This is a genomic window from Pseudomonas sp. GD04058 (assembly GCF_029836855.1).
Taxonomy (GTDB): domain Bacteria; phylum Pseudomonadota; class Gammaproteobacteria; order Pseudomonadales; family Pseudomonadaceae; genus Aquipseudomonas; species Aquipseudomonas bharatica.
On the sequence record NZ_JAOECN010000002.1, the window covers coordinates 268,119 to 285,762 of the forward strand.

16 protein-coding genes and 1 pseudogene are annotated in these 17,644 nt (G+C 65.7%); 5 read left to right on the top strand and 12 right to left on the bottom strand.

From position 1 onward, the window contains the following. Positions 1-5: 5 nt before the first annotated feature. The 12 genes and pseudogenes from N7650_RS03115 to N7650_RS03170 all read right to left on the bottom strand — a co-directional run bounded on the left by N7650_RS03115 (position 6) and on the right by N7650_RS03170 (position 13,567). Positions 6-551 carry a hypothetical protein gene (locus N7650_RS03115; RefSeq protein ID WP_279897084.1) on the bottom strand — a complete coding sequence of 182 codons (546 nt, stop codon included), beginning with the start codon at positions 549-551 and terminating at the stop codon, positions 6-8. Positions 552-579: 28 nt separating this feature from the next. Continuing rightward, positions 580-1,296 (bottom strand): TetR family transcriptional regulator, encoded by a 717-nt coding sequence (locus N7650_RS03120; protein ID WP_279897085.1) that lies wholly within the window; start codon positions 1,294-1,296, stop codon positions 580-582. 153 nt (positions 1,297-1,449) lie between these two features. Next, positions 1,450-2,952, bottom strand: coding sequence for a lysine--tRNA ligase (gene lysS / locus N7650_RS03125; RefSeq protein WP_009403296.1), 1,503 nt, complete (start codon positions 2,950-2,952; stop codon positions 1,450-1,452). Positions 2,953-3,045: 93 nt separating this feature from the next. After that, positions 3,046-4,141 (bottom strand): peptide chain release factor 2 gene (prfB, locus tag N7650_RS03130; RefSeq protein ID WP_158467776.1). Its coding sequence is split into 2 segments (ribosomal slippage): positions 3,046-4,068 and positions 4,070-4,141, totalling 1,095 coding nucleotides; the frame shifts between segments, so codons are not numbered across the junction. 178 nt (positions 4,142-4,319) lie between these two features. Further along, positions 4,320-5,358 (bottom strand): annotated as a pseudogene (locus tag N7650_RS03135) (PleD family two-component system response regulator); the annotation flags it as partial. A 52-nt stretch (positions 5,359-5,410) separates the two neighbouring features. Next, positions 5,411-6,424: a chemotaxis response regulator protein-glutamate methylesterase gene (locus N7650_RS03140; protein ID WP_009403302.1), complete on the bottom strand. Its 1,014-nt coding sequence runs from the start codon at positions 6,422-6,424 to the stop codon at positions 5,411-5,413. Beyond that, a complete protein-coding gene (locus N7650_RS03145) occupies positions 6,421-8,691 on the bottom strand; it encodes a hybrid sensor histidine kinase/response regulator (RefSeq protein WP_279897086.1) in 2,271 nt (756 codons plus the stop codon). Before N7650_RS03145 ends, N7650_RS03140 begins: the two co-directional genes overlap by 4 nt. Then, positions 8,688-9,347 carry a chemotaxis protein CheW gene (locus tag N7650_RS03150; protein WP_009403310.1) on the bottom strand — a complete coding sequence of 220 codons (660 nt, stop codon included), beginning with the start codon at positions 9,345-9,347 and terminating at the stop codon, positions 8,688-8,690. The genes N7650_RS03145 and N7650_RS03150 overlap by 4 nt, the downstream gene beginning before the upstream one ends. After that, on the bottom strand, positions 9,344-10,606 hold the full coding sequence (locus N7650_RS03155; RefSeq protein WP_279897087.1) for a CheR family methyltransferase: 1,263 nt from the start codon (positions 10,604-10,606) through the stop codon (positions 9,344-9,346). Before N7650_RS03155 ends, N7650_RS03150 begins: the two co-directional genes overlap by 4 nt. Then, positions 10,603-11,118: a chemotaxis protein CheW gene (locus tag N7650_RS03160; protein ID WP_009403314.1), complete on the bottom strand. Its 516-nt coding sequence runs from the start codon at positions 11,116-11,118 to the stop codon at positions 10,603-10,605. Before N7650_RS03160 ends, N7650_RS03155 begins: the two co-directional genes overlap by 4 nt. Positions 11,119-11,125: 7 nt before the next feature. After that, complete coding sequence (locus tag N7650_RS03165; RefSeq protein ID WP_009403321.1) at positions 11,126-12,748, bottom strand: methyl-accepting chemotaxis protein; 1,623 nt, start codon at positions 12,746-12,748, stop codon at positions 11,126-11,128. A 138-nt stretch (positions 12,749-12,886) separates the two neighbouring features. Then, on the bottom strand, positions 12,887-13,567 hold the full coding sequence (locus tag N7650_RS03170; protein WP_009403322.1) for a tellurite resistance TerB family protein: 681 nt from the start codon (positions 13,565-13,567) through the stop codon (positions 12,887-12,889). A gap of 342 nt (positions 13,568-13,909) precedes the next feature. On the opposite strand from N7650_RS03170, the gene N7650_RS03175 reads away from it, so the two are divergent. The 5 genes from N7650_RS03175 (at position 13,910) to N7650_RS03195 (ending at position 17,637) form a co-directional block, all read left to right on the top strand. Beyond that, a complete protein-coding gene (locus tag N7650_RS03175) occupies positions 13,910-14,314 on the top strand; it encodes a hypothetical protein (RefSeq protein ID WP_009403685.1) in 405 nt (134 codons plus the stop codon). Positions 14,315-14,392: 78 nt separating this feature from the next. Then, positions 14,393-15,292: a transporter gene (locus N7650_RS03180; RefSeq protein WP_009403684.1), complete on the top strand. Its 900-nt coding sequence runs from the start codon at positions 14,393-14,395 to the stop codon at positions 15,290-15,292. A gap of 11 nt (positions 15,293-15,303) precedes the next feature. After that, positions 15,304-16,047 (top strand): DUF2092 domain-containing protein, encoded by a 744-nt coding sequence (locus N7650_RS03185; protein ID WP_279897088.1) that lies wholly within the window; start codon positions 15,304-15,306, stop codon positions 16,045-16,047. Continuing rightward, positions 16,044-16,613 carry a hypothetical protein gene (locus N7650_RS03190; RefSeq protein ID WP_009403680.1) on the top strand — a complete coding sequence of 190 codons (570 nt, stop codon included), beginning with the start codon at positions 16,044-16,046 and terminating at the stop codon, positions 16,611-16,613. The genes N7650_RS03185 and N7650_RS03190 overlap by 4 nt, the downstream gene beginning before the upstream one ends. 46 nt (positions 16,614-16,659) lie before the next feature. Further along, a complete protein-coding gene (locus tag N7650_RS03195; protein ID WP_279897089.1) occupies positions 16,660-17,637 on the top strand; it encodes an AAA family ATPase in 978 nt (325 codons plus the stop codon). Positions 17,638-17,644 lie beyond the last annotated feature (7 nt).

Here is a 17,644-nt window from a genome sequence, read left to right on the forward strand (position 1 = left end):
TCGGCTTACTTCCCCGCCCGCTGGAAGCGCGCCACTTCCACGAACAGATCGGAGTTGGCTGGATCGTCCAGATAGGCCAGGACCCGCTCGGCCGGGCTGTCGATCAGCACACCCTGGCCGTTGTCCTCGGGGACTTCGATGCTGCGTCCGCTCAGTTCCTTGTTGTCCAGGGCTTGGGTGACCTGCTCGACGTCGAGGTTGTAGACCACCAGTTCGTTGTTATCGATCACTTCGAAGCCGCCGATCAGGAAGTTGCCGCCAAGCTTCTTCGGCACCCCGGCCGACAGGTACCAGCGGTTGCCGTGCCGGGACACAGTGAAGGCGTATTCCTCGCGCGGCTTGCCCTTGGCACTGGCCACGGCCTTGTAGGCATTGCCGCCGGACCGGCTGATCTGCAGGATCAGCGGCTCGCCCCAGGCGTCCTTGCTCGACCACTTGCCGAGCAACGCCCTGGGCGCCGCCTGGTTGGCCGGGATCGGCTCGTTAAAGGTCACCAGGCAGCCATTCAACAGCAGGAAAGACAGGGCCAGCAGCACACGCCAGGCTTTCATCGAAATCTCCTTGAAAGGCGCTCGCGGCTCACTCCGCCGCCAGCACCAGGTGCAGGTATCGGACAAGAATAGCGAGCATCTGCCCTTCAGCCTGCGGTTTTGCGGCTTCGAGCAGGCCCTGATACTCCATCTGCTCGATGATTGCCGTCAATACAATGGCGTCCTGTTGCGGCTGGCGCGAGCCCACCACCTGCAAAAGCTGGCAAGCGCCACGCAGGAGGATCTGCTCGTGCGACTTCACCAGCTCGGCCAGGCGCGGGCTCAGCAGCGCTTCCTGGCGGAAGGCCTGCTCGGCCATGAGGAAGTCGCGGCGATTGTGCAATTGGCGCTGGACATACTCGCAGGTCATCTTGGCCACCTCGTCAGCCAGCCGCGCGCGGGAAGCCGGGCTGCCATCACCCTGGGCCAGCAACTGGCGCAGGACCACCTCGGTGCTTTCCCACAGCTTGGCCATGTAGGCGGCACTGCGTTCGACGTACTGGGCGAAGGTATCGCTGAGCAGGTCCTGGATATCGTCGAAGTAGTAGGTGGTGGCCGACAGCGGCACGCCCGCCTCTGCCGCCACGGCACGGTGGCGCACGCCACGCACGCCGTCACGGACGACGATGCGCATGGCCGCATCGAGGATCTGCTGACGGCGCTGCTCGCTGCCCTGGCGGCTGGCCTTGCGGCCCTGGTACTGGACGCTTTCGGCGACGGCGGAGGCAACGCCGGCGGCGCCTTGTTGGGGCTGGTAGGGAGTCACGGGCGGTTACCTCGAAATCGGGATTTTCGGGCATGAAAAAGCCGCTCTTGGCGGCTGATTCATAGTGTCCTTCAGGGCCTCATCGCTGGCAAGCCAGCTCCCACAGGTGCGGCGTGGCTTGCCAGCGATGGGGGCCTTCAAGCCTGGTGAAGATCAGGCCTGCGGACGCATATGCGGGAACAGGATCACATCACGGATCGACGGCGAGTTGGTCAGCAGCATCACCAGGCGGTCGATACCGATGCCTTCACCGGCAGTCGGCGGCATGCCGTATTCCAGGGCGCGGACGAAGTCGGCGTCGTAGTGCATGGCTTCGTCATCACCGGCGTCCTTCTCGGCCACCTGGGCGAGGAAACGCTCGGCCTGGTCTTCGGCATCGTTGAGCTCGGAGTAGGCGTTGGCGATCTCGCGGCCACCGATGAACAGCTCGAAGCGGTCGGTAACGTTCGGGTTGGCGTCGTTGCGGCGCGCCAGCGGCGAGACTTCGAACGGGTACTCGGTGATGAAGTGCGGCTGCTCCAGCTTGCTCTCCACCAGTTCCTCGAAAATCATCACCTGCAGCTTGCCCAGGCCTTCGTGACCGAGCACCTTGGCGCCGGCCTTCCTGGCGATTTCGCGAGCCTTGTCGACATCCAGCAGGTCAGCCTCGGTCAGTTCCGGGTTGTACTTGAGGATCGAGTCGAATACCGACATCCGCGCGAAGGGTTCGCCGAAGTGGAATACCTTGTCGCCGTACGGCACGTCGGTAGTGCCGAGCACCAGTTGCGCCAGCTCGCGGAACAGTTCCTCGGTGAGGTCCATGTTGTCGGTGTAGTCGGCGTAGGCCTGGTAGAACTCCAGCATGGTGAACTCGGGGTTGTGCCGGGTCGAGACGCCTTCGTTGCGGAAGTTGCGGTTGATCTCGAAGACCTTCTCGAAGCCACCGACCACCAGGCGCTTGAGGTACAGCTCCGGCGCGATGCGCAGGAACATCGGCATGTCCAGGGCGTTGTGGTGGGTTTCGAACGGCTTGGCCGCGGCGCCGCCCGGAATGGTCTGCAGCATCGGCGTCTCGACCTCGAGGAAGTCGCGCTTGGCCAGGAAGCTGCGGATATGCGAGATCACCAGGGAACGCACGCGGAAGGTCTCACGGGTGTCTTCGTTGACGATCAGGTCGACGTAGCGCTGGCGATAGCGCTGCTCGGTGTCGGTCAGGCCATGGTGCTTGTCCGGCAGCGGGCGCAGCGACTTGGTCAGCAGGCGCACGCGGGTCATCTCGACGTACAGGTCGCCCTTGCCGGAACGGGCCAGGGTGCCTTCGGCGGCGATGATGTCACCCAGGTCCCAGGTTTTCACCTCGGCCAGGGTTTCTTCGGGCAGGGTCTTGCGGTTGACGTAGACCTGGATGCGCCCGGTCATGTCCTGGATCACCATGAACGAACCGCGGTTGAGCATGATGCGCCCGGCAACCTTGACCGGGATCGCAGCCGCTTCCAGCTCTTCCTTGGTCTTGTCGACATACTGCTTCTGCAGGTCGTTGCAGTAGCTGTCGCGGCGGAAGTCGTTGGGGAAGGCCTGGCCCTTGGCGCGCGCTGCGGCAAGTTTTTCCTTGCGCAGGGCGATCAGGGCGTTTTCTTCCTGTTGCAGGTCTTGCGATTCGGTCTTGAGTTCGCTCATGTCGTCATTCTTTCCATCAGGTATTCGTTGCCCGTTCCGGGCAGGGCACGCGCCCCAGGCGCTTGGCCTGGGGGCGCGGCAGTGGTGTACGGCTTACAGCCCCTGCTTGAGGCTCGCTTCCAGGTACTGGTCGAGGTCGCCGTCCAGGACCTTCTGGCAGTCGCTGCGCTCGACGCCGGTACGCAGGTCCTTGATACGCGAGTCGTCCAGCACGTAGGAGCGGATCTGGTGCCCCCAGCCGATGTCCGACTTGCTGTCTTCCAGGGCCTGGGAGGCGGCATTGCGCTTCTGCATCTCCAGCTCGTACAACTTGGCCCGCAGCATCTTCATGGCGGTGTCCTTGTTGGCGTGCTGGGAGCGTTCGTTCTGGCAGGCCACCACGGTGTTGGTCGGCACGTGGGTGATACGCACCGCCGAGTCGGTGGTGTTGACGTGCTGGCCGCCGGCGCCGGAGGAGCGGTAGGTGTCGATGCGCAGGTCGGACGGGTTGATCTCGATCTCGACCTTGTCGTCGATCTCGGGCGAGACGAATACCGCCGAGAACGAAGTGTGGCGACGGGCGCCGGAGTCGAACGGGCTCTTGCGCACCAGGCGGTGCACGCCGATCTCGGTACGCAGCCAGCCGAAGGCGTACTCGCCCTTGATATGCACGGTCGCGCCCTTGATGCCGGCGACCTCGCCTTCGGACAGTTCGATGATGGTCGCGTCGAAGCCGCGCTTGTCGGCCCAGCGCAGGTACATGCGCAGCAGGATGTTGGCCCAGTCCTGCGCTTCGGTACCGCCGGAGCCGGCCTGGATGTCCAGGTAGGCGTTGTTCATGTCCATCTCGCCGCTGAACATGCGCCGGAATTCCAGCTTGGCCAGGTGTTCCTCGAGTTGCTGCAACTCGGCCACGACGTCTTCGACGGCGCTCTCGTCGTTCTCCTCGACGGCCATGTCGAGCAGGTCCTTGCAGTCGGCGAGGCCGCCGGAGAGCTTGTCCAGGGTGTCCACCACCTGCGCCAGCATGGCGCGCTCGCGGCCAAGGCCCTGGGCGTATTCAGGCTTGTTCCAGACGTTCGGGTCTTCGAGCTCGCGGTTGACTTCGATCAGGCGGTCATGCTTGTGATCGTAGTCAAAGATACCCCCGAATGGACTCGGAACGCTCGGTGAGGTCCTTGATGGTATTCAGGATCGGATTGATTTCCATGGGCGGGCTGCTCTCGTGCGTAATTCGGTGAAAAGCCGGGGAGTATAGCGCAGGGGGGGTGGCGGGGGACAAGCTGGAAGCTACGGGCGGCAGGCTGATTTACAGGGGAATATCGGAAAATGGCGGTGCTTTTGCTGGCCTCATCGCTGGCAAGCCAGCTCCCACAGGGACTGCATGCACCTGTGGGAGCTGGCTTGCCAGCGATGGGGCCCTCAAGCCACGGCTACACGGTTGCGGCCGCCGTTCTTGGCCTGGTACAGGGCATTGTCCGCCGCCGAGATCAGTTGCCGGCAGTGGCTGCCGATCCCGGGGGTCTGGGTGGCCAGGCCGATGCTGACGCTGAGCACCGAGTCCTGCTCCGGCATGATATGGGCGATACGCGCGGCCTCCACGGTCTGGCGCAGTTTCTCGGCCAGCAGGCGGGCGCCACCCGGCGAGGTATTGGGTAGCACCAGGGCGAACTCTTCGCCGCCATAGCGCGCCGGCAGATCGCTTGGCCGTGCGCAGCACGAGCGAATGGCCTCGGCCACCTGGCGCAACGCCTCGTCGCCGGCCAGGTGGCCGAAGGTGTCGTTGAAAGACTTGAAGTAATCCACGTCCACCATCAGCAGCGACAACTGCGACTGCTCGCGCATGGCCCGGCGCCATTCCAGCTCCAGGTACTCGTCGAAGTGGCGACGGTTGGACAACCCGGTCAGGCCATCGGAGTTCATCAGCCGCTGCAGCACCAGGTTGGTATCGAGCAACTGCTGCTGGCTGACCCGCAGCGCACGATAGGCCTCGTCGCGCTGCAACAGGGTCATGTAGGACCGCGAGTGATAGCGGATCCGCGCCACCAGCTCTATGTTGTCGGGCAGCTTGACCAGATAGTCGTTGGCCCCGGCGGCGAAGGCCGCGCTTTTCACCAGCGGGTCTTCCTTGGTCGAGAGGACGATGATGGGGATGTCCTGGGTCGCCGGGTTGGCGCGGTACTCGCGCACCAGGGTCAGGCCGTCGAGGCCCGGCATGATCAGGTCCTGGAGGATCACCGTCGGCTTGATCCGCACCGCCTGGGCCACGGCCTCGTGCGGATCGGCGCAGAAGTGGAAGTCGATGTTGTCTTCCTGGGCCAGGCCCCGGCGCACGGCTTCGCCGATCATCGCCTGGTCATCGACCAGCAGCACCATCGCCGAATTCTCGTCAGAGGTTGAAAAGCCGTCGATCGGTAGATCATTCATGCGCTGTCACCTGGGCACTGCCGGCGCCGCCGGCGTGACTCAATACATATCGTCATTTCGGGAAAATTTCCATTAGTCGTGGGGCTATCCGCTCCAGCGGACGCACTTCCACGGCCGCGTCGATGGCGACGGCGGCCTTGGGCATGCCGTACACCGCACTGCTCTGCTGGTCCTGGGCGATGGTCAGGAAGCCCTGCTCGCGCATGAGCTTGAGCCCCTGCGCACCATCGCGGCCCATGCCGGTGAGCAGCACGCCCACCGCATCGCCACGCCAGAACCGCGCCACGCTCTCGAAGAACACGTCGATCGAGGGGCGGTAGATCTCGTTCACCGGCTCGGCCGTATAGGCCAGGGTGCCATCCCTGAGCAGGCGGATATGATGGTTGGTCCCGGCCAGCAGCACGTGCCCGGGTTGCGGCGGTTCGCCCTCGCGGGCCAGGCGCACCTTCTGCTCGGAACTGCTGGCCAGCCACTCGGCCATGCCGCCGGCGAACACCTGGTCGACATGCTGGACCAGCACGATCGAAGCCGGAAAAGCCTTGGGCAAGCCCTTGAGCAGCACTTCCAGCGCGGCCGGCCCGCCTGCGGACGAACCGATGGCAACCAGGCCCTGGCGTTGCACCGCCTGGCGCACCGGGGCCGCCACCGGGCGTACGCTGCTGCCGCGCTGCTGGCCGATGAGCCAGGAGATATTGAGGATCTTGCGCAACAAGGGGGCCGCGGCTTCCTTCGGATCGCCGCTGCCCAGCGCCGGCGTATCGACCACGTCCAGGGCGCCATGCCCCATGGCCTCGAATACCCGGTGCACGTTCTGTTGCCGATCGACGGTGACGATAACGATGGCGCACGGCGACTCGGCCATGATCCGCCGGGTCGCCTCCACACCGTCCATCAGCGGCATGATCAGGTCCATCAGCAGCAGGTCCGGGGTCTGCTCGGCGCAGCGCTGCACCGCCTCCACGCCATTGCTGGCGACCCAGATCACCTCGTGCGCCGGCTCGAAGGCCAGCGCCCGGCGCAGGGCCTCGACGGCAAGGGGCATATCATTGACGATGGCGATCTTCATCCCTGGGCACTCCCGATCAGCTCGACTACGGCATCCAGCAAGGCGTCGTCATGGAAACTCGCCTTGGCCAAATAATAGTCAGCCCCGGCATCCAGCCCGCGCCGTCGGTCTTCTTCCCGGTCCTTGTAGGACACCACCATGACCGGCAGCGATTGCAGGCGGCTGTCGCGGCGCACCAGCGTCACCAGCTCGATACCGTCCATGCGCGGCATGTCGATATCGGTAATGAGCAGGTCGAAATCCTCGCTGCGCAGGGCGTTCCAGCCGTCCATGCCGTCCACCGCCACCGCCACCTGGTAGCCGCGGTTGCTTAGCAGCTTGCGTTGCAGCTCGCGCACGGTGAGCGAGTCGTCTACCACCAGCACGCGCTTGCGCGCCGCTTCACGGGCACTGCCGCGGCGCTCGATACGCTCCAGGCGGCCGGTACCGAGCAGTTTTTCCACCGAACGCAGCAGGTCCTCGACATCGACGATCAACACCACCGAACCGTCGTCCAGCAAGGCCCCGGCAGAAATGTCCTGGACCTTGCCCAGGCGCGAATCCAGCGGCATGACCACCAGCACGCGCTCGCCGACCAGGCGGTCGACGGCCACGCCGTACAGCGTCTCGCGCTCGCGGATCACCACCACCTTGATGCTCTGCTCGCTGTTCTGGCCGACCGGCCGATTGAGCAACTGGCTGGCCGACACCAGGCCCACGGCCCGGCCTTCGTGCCAGAACTGCTGGCGCCCCTCGATCTGCACGATCGCCTCGGCGGACAGTTCCAGGGTGCGTTCGATATGAGCCAGGGGGAAGGCGTAGGCTTCGCCGCTCACCTGCACCACCAGGCTGCGCACCACCGACAGGGTCAGCGGGACTTCCAGATGGAAGCGACTGCCGCTGCCGTCGCCCTGGGTCATCCCGACCTGGCCGCGCAACTGGCGGACCATGTGCTGCACCGCGTCCAGGCCGACACCGCGCCCGGACACCTCGGTAACCTTGTCGCGCAGGCTGAAGCCGGGCAGGAAGAGGAAGGTCAGCAGCTCCGCCTCGCTCATCTGCGCCACGGTCTCGGCCGGTGACAGATTGCGCTCTACGATGCTGCGACGCAGGCGCTGCAGATCAACGCCGCCGCCATCGTCGCTCAATTCGAGCATCAGCAATCCGGCCTGGTGGGAAGCGCGCAAGCGGATGGTACCTTCCGCCGGCTTGCCCGCGGCCAGGCGCTGCTCCGGCAGTTCGATGCCGTGATCGACGGCATTGCGCAGCAGATGGGTCAGCGGCGCTTCGAGTTTTTCCAGCACGTCGCGGTCCACCTGGGTCTTCTCGCCTTCGACTTCCAGGCGCACCTGCTTGCCGAGGGAACGTCCCAGGTCGCGGACCATGCGGCTCTGTCCGGCCAGCACGTCGGCGAACGGGCGCATGCGACAGGCCAGGGCCATGTCGTAGAGGTTCTGCGCGCGCTGCCCGGCCTGCCAGCCCAGCTCGTCGAGATCGACCACCTGCTGCTGCAGCATCTGTTGTGCTTCGCCCAGCAACTGTTGGGTCAGGGCCAGGGCCTGGTGAATGTCTTCACCCTGCCCGCCGGCCTCGATCTGCGCCTTGAGTTCGTCGAGGGCGCGCAGGCTCTGGCCCTGCACGCGCTTGAGGCGCTGCAGGGTGGCCAGGAACGGCTTGAAGCGCTGGGTTTCCACCAGGGCCTTGCTGGACAGGTCGAGCAGGCTGTTGAGGCGCTCGGCCGTGACCCGCAGGACCCGTTCGCCACCCTCGACCGCCTTGCCCTTGGACACCGGTCGCGGTTCGGGCTCGGCTGGCGGCTCCTCGGGCGCAGCCGCTGCCACGGGCTCCGGCTCCGGCTCGGGCACCGGTGGCGAAACCGGCACCGGTGCCGGCGCAGCACCGGGCTGCAACAGCTCGGCCACCTGCACCAGGTACGCCTGCACCGCCGCGTCCACCGTCGTATCCCCCGGCGTGGCAATACGCATCAGCAGATCGGTGCCCTGCAGCAACGCATCGATATGTTCCGGACGCAGGCGCAGGCGTCCTTCCTGGGCTTCCACCAGGCAATCTTCCATGACATGGGCCACGCTGACCCCGGCATCGATGCCGACGATCCGTGCCGCGCCCTTGAGCGAGTGCGCAGCACGCATGCACGCTTCGAGCTGGTCGGCCTGGGCCGGATTGCGCTCGAGCGCCAGCAGCCCGGCGCTGAGCACCTGGGTCTGGGCTTCGGCTTCGAGGCTGAACAGCTCCAGCAACGAGGCATCGCGCATCTGCTCTGGGGTCATGAAAGGCTCCGCTCGACTGCAGACAACAACTGGTCTTCATCCAGGATTCGCACGCTTCGCCCGCGCCATTGAAGGATGTGCCGGGTAAAACGGTTTTCGTGGGCGGTTTCGCCGCGCAGGCGCAGGTCGAGGGCGTGGATGCCGTCCACCTCGTCCACCGGCAGCACCACCGCGCCGCCCCTGGCAGCCAGGATCAGCATGCGCGGCATGACCCGGCCGGTACCGGGCGGGGCTTCGGTCAGCTCCAGCCCGAGCAGGTCACCGAGGGCCAGGCAAGGCACCAGTGCGCCGCGCACATTGGCCACCCCCAGCAGCATCCGCGAGCGCTGGTGCGGCAGCGAGTGCACCGGTTGCACCGGCGCCACTTCGGCCAGGCAGCGGGTGGCCAGGGCCAGCCATTCCTCACCGAGACGGAACAGCAGCAGCGAAGGCCCCTGCTCCGCCTGTTCCTCGACCACTTCGCGGACATGGGCGTCCTGGGCCAGGGCATAACGGTCCAGCAGGCGCGTGGCCGCAGCGGCATACACCGGGCAATTGCGACAATGCACATGCTCCTCGAGCAACGGGCAGCTCTTGTCGCCGTGCACACCGATACGGTTCCAGCAGTCGTCGATGCGCTGCACATCGCCGGTCAGCACGTTGATTCCTTCGCTCATCGATCAGCCTCCCGCTCGCGCCGCGCGGCGCGCTCCTGCAAGCGCCGGGCACCGGCCGTATCGCCCCGCGAGGCGAGCAATGCCGCCAGGTGGGCCAGGGCCTCGGGATGCTGCGGTTCCAGATACAGCGCCTTGCGGTACTGGTTGACGGCGTCGCTGCTGTCGCCGGCGGTGTCGCTGAGCAGCCCCAGCCAGTAGAACACCTGGGCCGAAGGCTCGAACTGCTTGAGGTAACGCTGGCAGGCGGCGCGGGCCTGCTCGCTGTTGCCGGCATTGGCGAGGACGGCGATCTGCGCCAGCAATTCGCCGGGCTGCTCGTTGCGCGCGGGCTGCGCCGGTCCAGGGGCCGGCGCGGGGATCCTGCGCCGCGCAGGTGGCGGCGCGGCCACTGCGGCCTGACGCAGCGGCGCGGCCCGAGGCGCTGCTACCTGCGCGGCCGGGCGCGGCGCCGGCATGGCTTCGGCGACCTGGCGGACATAGGCGAACGACTGGGCGATGCCCACCGGGCGCATGCCCAGGCGCGCCAGCAGGCTGCCTTCGGCCGGGCCGATGAACAGCACGCCATCGGCATGGGTCAGATTCTTCAGCACCTCGAATACGCGCTGCTGGGTCGCCAGGTCGAAATAGATCAGCAGGTTGCGGCAGAACACGAAGTCATAGCTGCCCTGGCGAACCAGCAGGGCCGGGTCCAGCACATTGCCAACTTCGAAACGCACCTGGCGCTGCACCCTTGCGTCGAGCTCATGGCCCTCCTCGCCTGCGCTGAAATGCCGCTCGCGAAACGCCTGGTCGGGCCCGCGGAAGGAGTTGCGCCCATACAGGGCGCGCTGGGCGCGGGTAATGGAATTGGGGCTGATGTCCATGGCCTCGACCGTGAACGCCTGGGCCGGCACACCGCCATCAAGCAGGGCCATGGCAATGGAATAGGGCTCCTCGCCGGTGGAACAGGGCAGGCTGAGAATCTTCAGAGGCCGCGCACCGCCCAGTTCCGCCAGGCGTTTGCGCGCCAGTTCCAGAAGCGCAGCGAAGGACTCCGGATAGCGGAAGAACCAGGTCTCGGGAACGATCACCGCCTCGATCAGTGCTTGCTGTTCGGCGTGGGACTGCTGCAACTGCACCCAGTAATCGTCCAGGTCATTGGCCGCCAGCGCCGCGCAACGCTGGTGTAGGGCGCGCTCGACCATTTGCTCGCCGACCGAGCTGACATCCAGCCCGATGCGCTCCTGAAGAAAACGGAAGAAACGCCGCTCGATGGTCATGCCGGGCCCCCGTCGGCGGGGAACAGCATCGAACGCACCTGCTCGTCGAGCAGGTCCTGCACGCCGATCCATTGCAACAGGCCATCGGCATCCTCGCGCACCGGGCCGAGATAAGGCGCCTCGCGGTTGTCCACGCCGTAGGGGCGGAACTGTGCCGGATCGCAGCGCAGGGTATCGCTGGCCTGTTCGAGGATCAGCCCGAGCAGCAGGTCCGGCCGCGCCGGATCGAAACGGTAATGCACCAGCACCAGGCGCGTGCTGGTGCGCTGCGGCGCTGGCGTACCGAAGGTCAGGGCGCTGACATCAATCACCGGCACCAGCACGCCACGGTGGGCCAAAACCCCGGCGACATAGCCCGGGGCATGGGGCAGCGGTTTCAAGGGCAGGCGCGGCAACACCTCGGCGACTTCCCGGGTGTCCAGGGCAAAACGCTCGGCGCCGATACGGAACACCAGGAACAGGCGTTCCTGGCAAGCCGCGTCCGGGCTGCGGCGGGGCGTGGGCTCGGTCATCGTCACGTCAGACTTTGAACCGCGAGACACCGCCGCGCAGACCGACCGCGACCTGGCTCAATTCGTCGATGGCAAAACTGGCCTGGCGCAACGACTCCACGGTCTGGCTGCTGGCATCGCTGAGCTGGGCCAGGGCGTGGTTGATCTGCTCGGCGCCCGTGGCCTGGGCCTGCATGCCTTCGTTGACCATCAGCACCCGCGGCGCCAGGGCCTGGACCTGATGGATGATCTGGCTCAACTGCTCGCCGACCTGCTGGACCTCGAACATGCCGCGGCGCACTTCCTCGGAGAACTTGTCCATGCCCATCACCCCGGCGGAGACCGCCGACTGGATCTCGCGGACCATCTGCTCGATGTCGTAGGTGGCCACGGCGGTCTGGTCGGCCAGGCGGCGCACCTCGGTGGCGACCACTGCAAAACCGCGACCGTACTCGCCAGCCTTTTCAGCCTCGATCGCCGCGTTGAGCGAGAGCAGGTTGGTCTGGTCGGCGACCTTGACGATGGTCACCACCACCTGGTTGATGTTGCCGGCCTTCTCGTTGAGGATCGCCAGCTTGTTGTTCACCAGGTCGGCGGCGCCCATCACCTGGTGCATGGTTTCCTCCATGCGCGCCAGCCCTTGCTGGCCGGAGCCGGCGAGCACCGAGGCCTGGTCGGCGGCGGTGGTCACTTCGGTCATGGTGCGCACCAGGTCGCGGGAGGTGGCGGCGATTTCCCGCGAGGTGGCGCCGATCTCGGTGGTGGTGGCCGCGGTTTCGGTGGCCGTGGCCTGCTGCTGCTTGGAAGTGGCGGCGATCTCGGTCACCGACGTGGTCACCTGCACCGAGGACCGCTGGGCCTGGGAGACCAGGCCGGTGAGTTCGCTGACCATTTCGTTGAACCCGGTTTCCACCGCGCCGAACTCGTCGTTGCGCTCCAGGTTCATGCGTACGCTGAGGTCGCCGCCGCGCAGGGTTTCCAGGGAGCGCACGATTCGCTGCATGGGCTCGGTAATGACCCGCATCAGCAACAGGCCGCAAACGCCGGCGGCGATCACCGCCAGGATCAGCGACACCACCATGCTCAGCTTGGCGGTACTCACTGCCGAAACGATGCTGTCGGTGGCCTGGTCGGCATAGCGACGGTTCCAGTCGATCAGGTTGTTGACGCTCTTGCGCCCGGCGGCCCAGGTCGGCATCAGGTCTTCCAGGAGCACGCGCTGGGCTTCGGCGTAGTCCTGCTTGCCGTAGGCGTTGAGCACGGTGGTGAGGTACTGCTTGTACTCGGCGACCATGCCTTCGAACTGGGCGAAGTTGGCCTGGTCTTCCGAGTCGTTCATGGTCTTGCGGTAGTTGCCCATCTGCTGCTGCAGGTGCTCGTCGTAGCTCCTGTACAAGGCCATGTCGGCATCGGTCAGCGCGCGCCGGTCGTTGAGGCCGACCAGGCGCTGGGTCAGGATGAAACTGTCAACCCAGGCGCTGCGGATCATCGAGCTGTAGTAGACGCCGGGCATGCTGTCGGCACGGACTGCCTGCTCGCTTTCCTCGATGGTGATCAACCGCGAATAGGCGGCGACCACCATCAACGACATGATGGCGATGATCACGGCGAAACTTGCCAGGATCCGTTGGCGCAATGTCCAGTTCTTCACAATCAGCCCTCGAGCGTTGTACGCGGCAGGAAAAATGGGCTGATTATAGCCTAGGGCCTACGTATCGATAGGACTGATCCTACAGGGTTGATTGGGCAAAATGGCGACGCGCCGTGGCCATTTGCCCGGTTTGTTGACTCAGGTCGCACGAACCTGACGTTCCAGCTCGGCTTTCAGCGCCGGATCGAGGCGCAACTGCTTGGCCAGTTCGTCGAGGTAGGCGCGCTCCATGAAATGCTCCTCGTCCACCAGCATCACGCTGGCCAGGTACATTTCCGCAGCCATTTCCGGGGTGGTGGCAGCACGCGCGACCTCGGCCGGGTCCAGCGGCTTGCCCAGCTCGGCGTGCAGCCAGTGCTGCAGATCGCGGTCATCGCCGGACAGCCTGACGAACTCGCCCTCGATCAGTTCCCGCTCGCGTTCATCCACATGGCCGTCGGCCCTGGCGGCGGCGACCAGCGCCTTGAGGATCGCCTGGCTATGCTGCTCCACCTGGGCCGGGGGCAGCCGGTCGACGGTCTGCGGCTCGCCCTTGGGCGCTGCCGCCTGCTGCGCCTGCCAGTTGCCATAGGCCTTGTAGGCCAGCACGCCAAGCGCCGCCAGGCCACCGTAGGCCAGGGCCTTGCCGCCGTATTTGCGGGCTTTCTTGCTGCCCATCAGCACACCCAGCGCCCCGGCCGCCGCCGCGCCGCCGCCCATGCCGGAAAGCAGGCTGCCCAGCCCGCCGCCGCTTTTCGATGCGCCGGGCGCGCCGGTCTGTTTTTGCAGCAGGTCCTGCCCGGACCTGAGCAGTTGATCGAGCAAACCTCGGGTATTCATTGCAATGCTCCTCGGAGAATCAATGTAGGAAAAATCCATTGACTGTTAAGAGAGGCATGCTACCCGGGGGTTTCCCGAAAGCAGGATGAAAATCTATTTCCGGTAATGACAAAGGACCGGTTGGCAAACGTATCAGGTTCAACAGTCGGGAAATGATTCAGCACACAGTTTCGCAGTTGCCCTTTTCGATAAATCAACTAGCGCCTAACTTCCAGAAGGTCACTGGTTTTATCTGGACGACTACTTATAGCGATTTCTAATAACCCTGCCTTGGTATTAATCCGAACTCTCTACTAACGTCTCAGCAGTCTTGTAACACGCGTTCTTTGAAAGGAGTCGACGATGAAGACAGTCCTCGGGCGTTGCCTCCCCGCCGGCCTCGTCGCCATGGGGTTGCTGCTGGTCGGATGCAGCAGCATCGACGCCCGCACCACCGAGTATGTCGGCGCACCCCACGCTGCGCCTACGTCTGCCGCCCAGGTGGCGGTGCTGCGCACGGAACCGACCCGCCCTCATGTACGCCTCGGCGAAGTCCTGATCGATGCCAGTATCGAACCGCCGCCGGCCATCAGCGAAGTCGAGCAGAAGTTGCGCGAACAGGCCGCCAGCATTGGCGGGGATGCCGCCGTCGTGGTCTACGACCGCATCCAGCCCGTCGCCACCTATGTCGAAGGTCCGTTATGGAACCGCGATATCCGCGATGTCGAGGGGCGCAAGCTCAAGGCCGTGGTCATCAAGTACCAGTAGTTTCGCTCGTTGAACAACAGCGTTATCCGAATAGCGCGGGATGCACTCGTCCGTTACTTGAATTGCAAGGAATGTCGTATGGGGATTCGTCGTATTTTCCTGTCCATGTCCCTAATGCTGGGCATTGCCAGCCCGGCCCTGGCCGATAATGCCCGCGACTGGCAGAACACCCCGATCGACCTGAACATGGTGTTCGGCTACTACAACCGGATCGACACCAACACCCCCATCGACACCACCCTGCCCATCGACGGGCTATCGCTCAATGCCGACCTCTACCTGTTCCGCTACGCCCGCAGCTTCGCCATCGACGGGCGCAACAGCGCCATCCAGTTGATCCAGCCCTACGCCGATGTCTCGGCGTCGTTCGATGATGCGCGCTTCTTCGATGGCACCAAGCACAACGGCGGCATGGGCGATACCCAGGTCGTCTTCGCCCACAATTTCTTCGGCGGCCCGGCCCTGACCGCCGAGGAGTTCGCCAAGTGGACCCCGGAAACCTTCATGAGCGGCGCGCTGTGGGTGACGCTGCCCAACGGCGATTACGACAAGGACCGGGTGATCAATATCGGCGCCAATCGCTGGGTGGTGAAGCCGGAGATCGCCTTCGGCCACCCTATCGGCCCGACCTGGCTGGAAATCAACGGCTACGTCTCGCTGTACGGCGACAACGACGACTACCTCGGTGACAGCAAGCTGGAGCAGAAGCCGCTGTACGCCGTGGAAGGGCACTACAGCTACAGCGTCAACCGCGCATTGTGGGTGTCGTTCGACGCGACCTACAGCACCGGCGGCGAAACCCGCGTAGACGGCGTGGACCAGGACAACAAGCAATCCAACACCCTGCTCGGTGCCAGCCTGGGCTTCATGCTTTCGCCGCAGTTCGGCGGGCTGGTGGCCTACACCGATACGGTCTCGGAACGCACCGGCTCGCCGGACGTGAACACCTGGACCCTGCGCCTGCAGTACGTCTGGTAAGGAGGCACGGCATGAAACCGCGTCATATCGCCCTTGCCCTGCTCCTGGCCTGCGGCTGCGCCCAGGCCGCCGACAAGAACGAGCGCGACCCCGCCGCCCTCGCCGCGCTGTCCTCGATGGGCAGCTACCTGCAGGGCCTGGACCGCTTCAGCCTGAGCACCCGCAGCGAAACCGACCAGCAACTGGACAGCGGCCAGACCATCGCCTTCCAGCACCATACCCAGGTACTCGCGGTGCGGCCCGACAAGCTCTACGTCAATGTCGACCAGGCCGGAGCCAGCCGCCGCTTCTTTTATGACGGCAAGCACTTCACCCTCTACGACCAGCGCCTGAACTACTACACCCGGGAGCCTGCGCCCGAGAGCATCGACAAGCTCCTGGACCTGCTGGACGACCGCTACGGCATCGAGCTGCCATTGGCCGACCTGTTCCGCTGGAGCCCCGGCACCGCCGACGAGGTGGGCATCAGCCAGGCCTACACCATCGGCAAGGACAGCATCGATGGCCTGCGCTGCGTGCATTACGCCTACCGCCAGCCCGAGATCGACTGGCAACTGTGGCTGCGCGAAGGTCCGCAGCCGCTGCCCTGCCGCCTGGTGATCACCCGCCGCGACGACGCCGAGCGGCCCCGGCACAGCGTCAGCTTTGCCTGGGACCTGAGCTCGCCGATCAGCCCGGACGCGTTTGCCTTTACCCCGCCAGCCAAGGCGCTGCCGGTGCCGCTGGTGCAATTGCGCGCAGGAGAACGACCATGAGCCGGACCAGGGCGCTCTTCAGCCTGGGCCTCGCCGCCTGCCTGGCGCTGCCGGCGGTTGCCGAGGCATGGCAATTGCGCGGCGGTGGCGGCGGGCGCAGTTTCGTGGTGCCGCATCATATGGGCGGGGGTGGTTTCCAGAGACCGGCGTTGCAGCCTGGCTATCGGCCCGCCTACCACCCGCAGCCACAGCCCATGCCGCGGCCGCAACCGGCGCCGTATCCGATGCCGGGCCCTGGACCACATCCGCAGCCCGGCCCGGGTCCACATCCCGGGCCCGGGCCGCATCCTGGGCCGGGCCCCGGTCCGATGCCACCTCCACCGCCGCCGCCACCGCCACCTCCGCCACATCATGACGATTGGTACAACCCCTGGGCGGCGGCTGCCGTGGTAGGCGCCACCACCGCGGCGGCCATCGCCATCGGCACCCAGGTCGACGCGATCCCGCCGGACTGCGTCTCGGTGGTCGCCAATGGCGTGGCCTACCAACATTGCGGCGCTACCTGGTACCGGCCGCAATACGTGGGCAACAGCATCAGTTTCGTGGTGGTGGCTTCGCCATGGTGAACCACAACGATCCTGTAGGAGCTGCGCCGAACCCAAGGATGATTCCATGACCGCCCTCACCGACATCAAGGCCCTGCACGCCGCCATCGCCCGCTCGGTCCTCGGCCAGGATGCGGTGATCCGCCAGGTCCTGATCGGCCTGTTGGCCAACGGGCATGTCCTGCTCGAAAGCCTCCCCGGGCTGGCCAAGACCCGCACGGTCAAGGCCCTGGCCCGGCACCTGGACGCACGCATGAGCCGCATCCAGTTCACCCCCGACCTGCTGCCCTCGGACATCACCGGTGCCGAGGTCCTGCAGCAAACCGGCGGCCAGAACCAGATCCGCTTCCAGCCCGGTCCGCTGTTCGGCAACCTGATCCTGGCCGACGAGATCAACCGCGCCCCGGCCAAGGTCCAGGCCGCCCTGCTCGAAGCCATGGAGGAGCGCCAGATCACCGTGGCCGGTACCAGCCACGCATTGCCTGAACTGTTCATGGTGATCGCCACCCAGAACCCCATCGAACAGGAAGGCACCTACCCGCTGCCGGAAGCGCAGATGGACCGTTTCCTGCTCAAGGTCCTGCTCGACTACCCGGCTCCGGACAGCGAAAGCCAGGTCCTGAAGATGCTGCGCGAAGAGGAAAACGTGCCCACCGGCGCCAGCGCCGGCGATGGTTTCGCCCTGCCCCAGGACACGCTCTTCCAGGCCCGCCGCGAAATCGCCGCGATCCAGGTGGCGCCGGCCATCGACCGTTACCTGGTCGACCTGCTCGACGCCACCCGCCATCCCGAGCGCTACGACAGCGACCTGGCCCGCTGGCTGCAACTGGGCAGCAGCCCCCGCGGCGGCATCGCCCTGGACCGCTGCGCCCGCGCCGAAGCCTGGTTGCGGGGCGAGGATTTCGTCACCCCCGAGCATGTGCGCGCCGTGCTCGCCCCGGTTTTGCGCCATCGCCTGCAACTGAGCTACGACGCCGTGGCCGACGGGGTCGACGCCGAGGCAGTGCTCGAACGCCTGCTGACCAAGGTCGCCATTGCGGCATGAGGAGCGA

Bases quoted from the DNA above. Each gene is read 5' to 3' on its own strand.
- N7650_RS03180 (WP_009403684.1), top strand. From the start codon at position 14,393: ATGGGGATTCGTCGTATTTTCCTGTCCATGTCCCTAATGCTGGGCATT.
- N7650_RS03155 (WP_279897087.1), bottom strand. From the start codon at position 10,606: ATGACCATCGAGCGGCGTTTCTTCCGTTTTCTTCAGGAGCGCATCGGG.
- N7650_RS03175 (WP_009403685.1), top strand. From the start codon at position 13,910: ATGAAGACAGTCCTCGGGCGTTGCCTCCCCGCCGGCCTCGTCGCCATG.
- N7650_RS03170 (WP_009403322.1), bottom strand. From the start codon at position 13,567: ATGAATACCCGAGGTTTGCTCGATCAACTGCTCAGGTCCGGGCAGGAC.
- lysS (WP_009403296.1), bottom strand. From the start codon at position 2,952: ATGAGCGAACTCAAGACCGAATCGCAAGACCTGCAACAGGAAGAAAAC.
- N7650_RS03115 (WP_279897084.1), bottom strand. From the start codon at position 551: ATGAAAGCCTGGCGTGTGCTGCTGGCCCTGTCTTTCCTGCTGTTGAAT.
- N7650_RS03140 (WP_009403302.1), bottom strand. From the start codon at position 6,424: ATGAAGATCGCCATCGTCAATGATATGCCCCTTGCCGTCGAGGCCCTG.
- N7650_RS03160 (WP_009403314.1), bottom strand. From the start codon at position 11,118: ATGACCGAGCCCACGCCCCGCCGCAGCCCGGACGCGGCTTGCCAGGAA.
- N7650_RS03195 (WP_279897089.1), top strand. From the start codon at position 16,660: ATGACCGCCCTCACCGACATCAAGGCCCTGCACGCCGCCATCGCCCGC.
- N7650_RS03185 (WP_279897088.1), top strand. From the start codon at position 15,304: ATGAAACCGCGTCATATCGCCCTTGCCCTGCTCCTGGCCTGCGGCTGC.
- N7650_RS03190 (WP_009403680.1), top strand. From the start codon at position 16,044: ATGAGCCGGACCAGGGCGCTCTTCAGCCTGGGCCTCGCCGCCTGCCTG.
- N7650_RS03150 (WP_009403310.1), bottom strand. From the start codon at position 9,347: ATGAGCGAAGGAATCAACGTGCTGACCGGCGATGTGCAGCGCATCGAC.
- N7650_RS03145 (WP_279897086.1), bottom strand. From the start codon at position 8,691: ATGACCCCAGAGCAGATGCGCGATGCCTCGTTGCTGGAGCTGTTCAGC.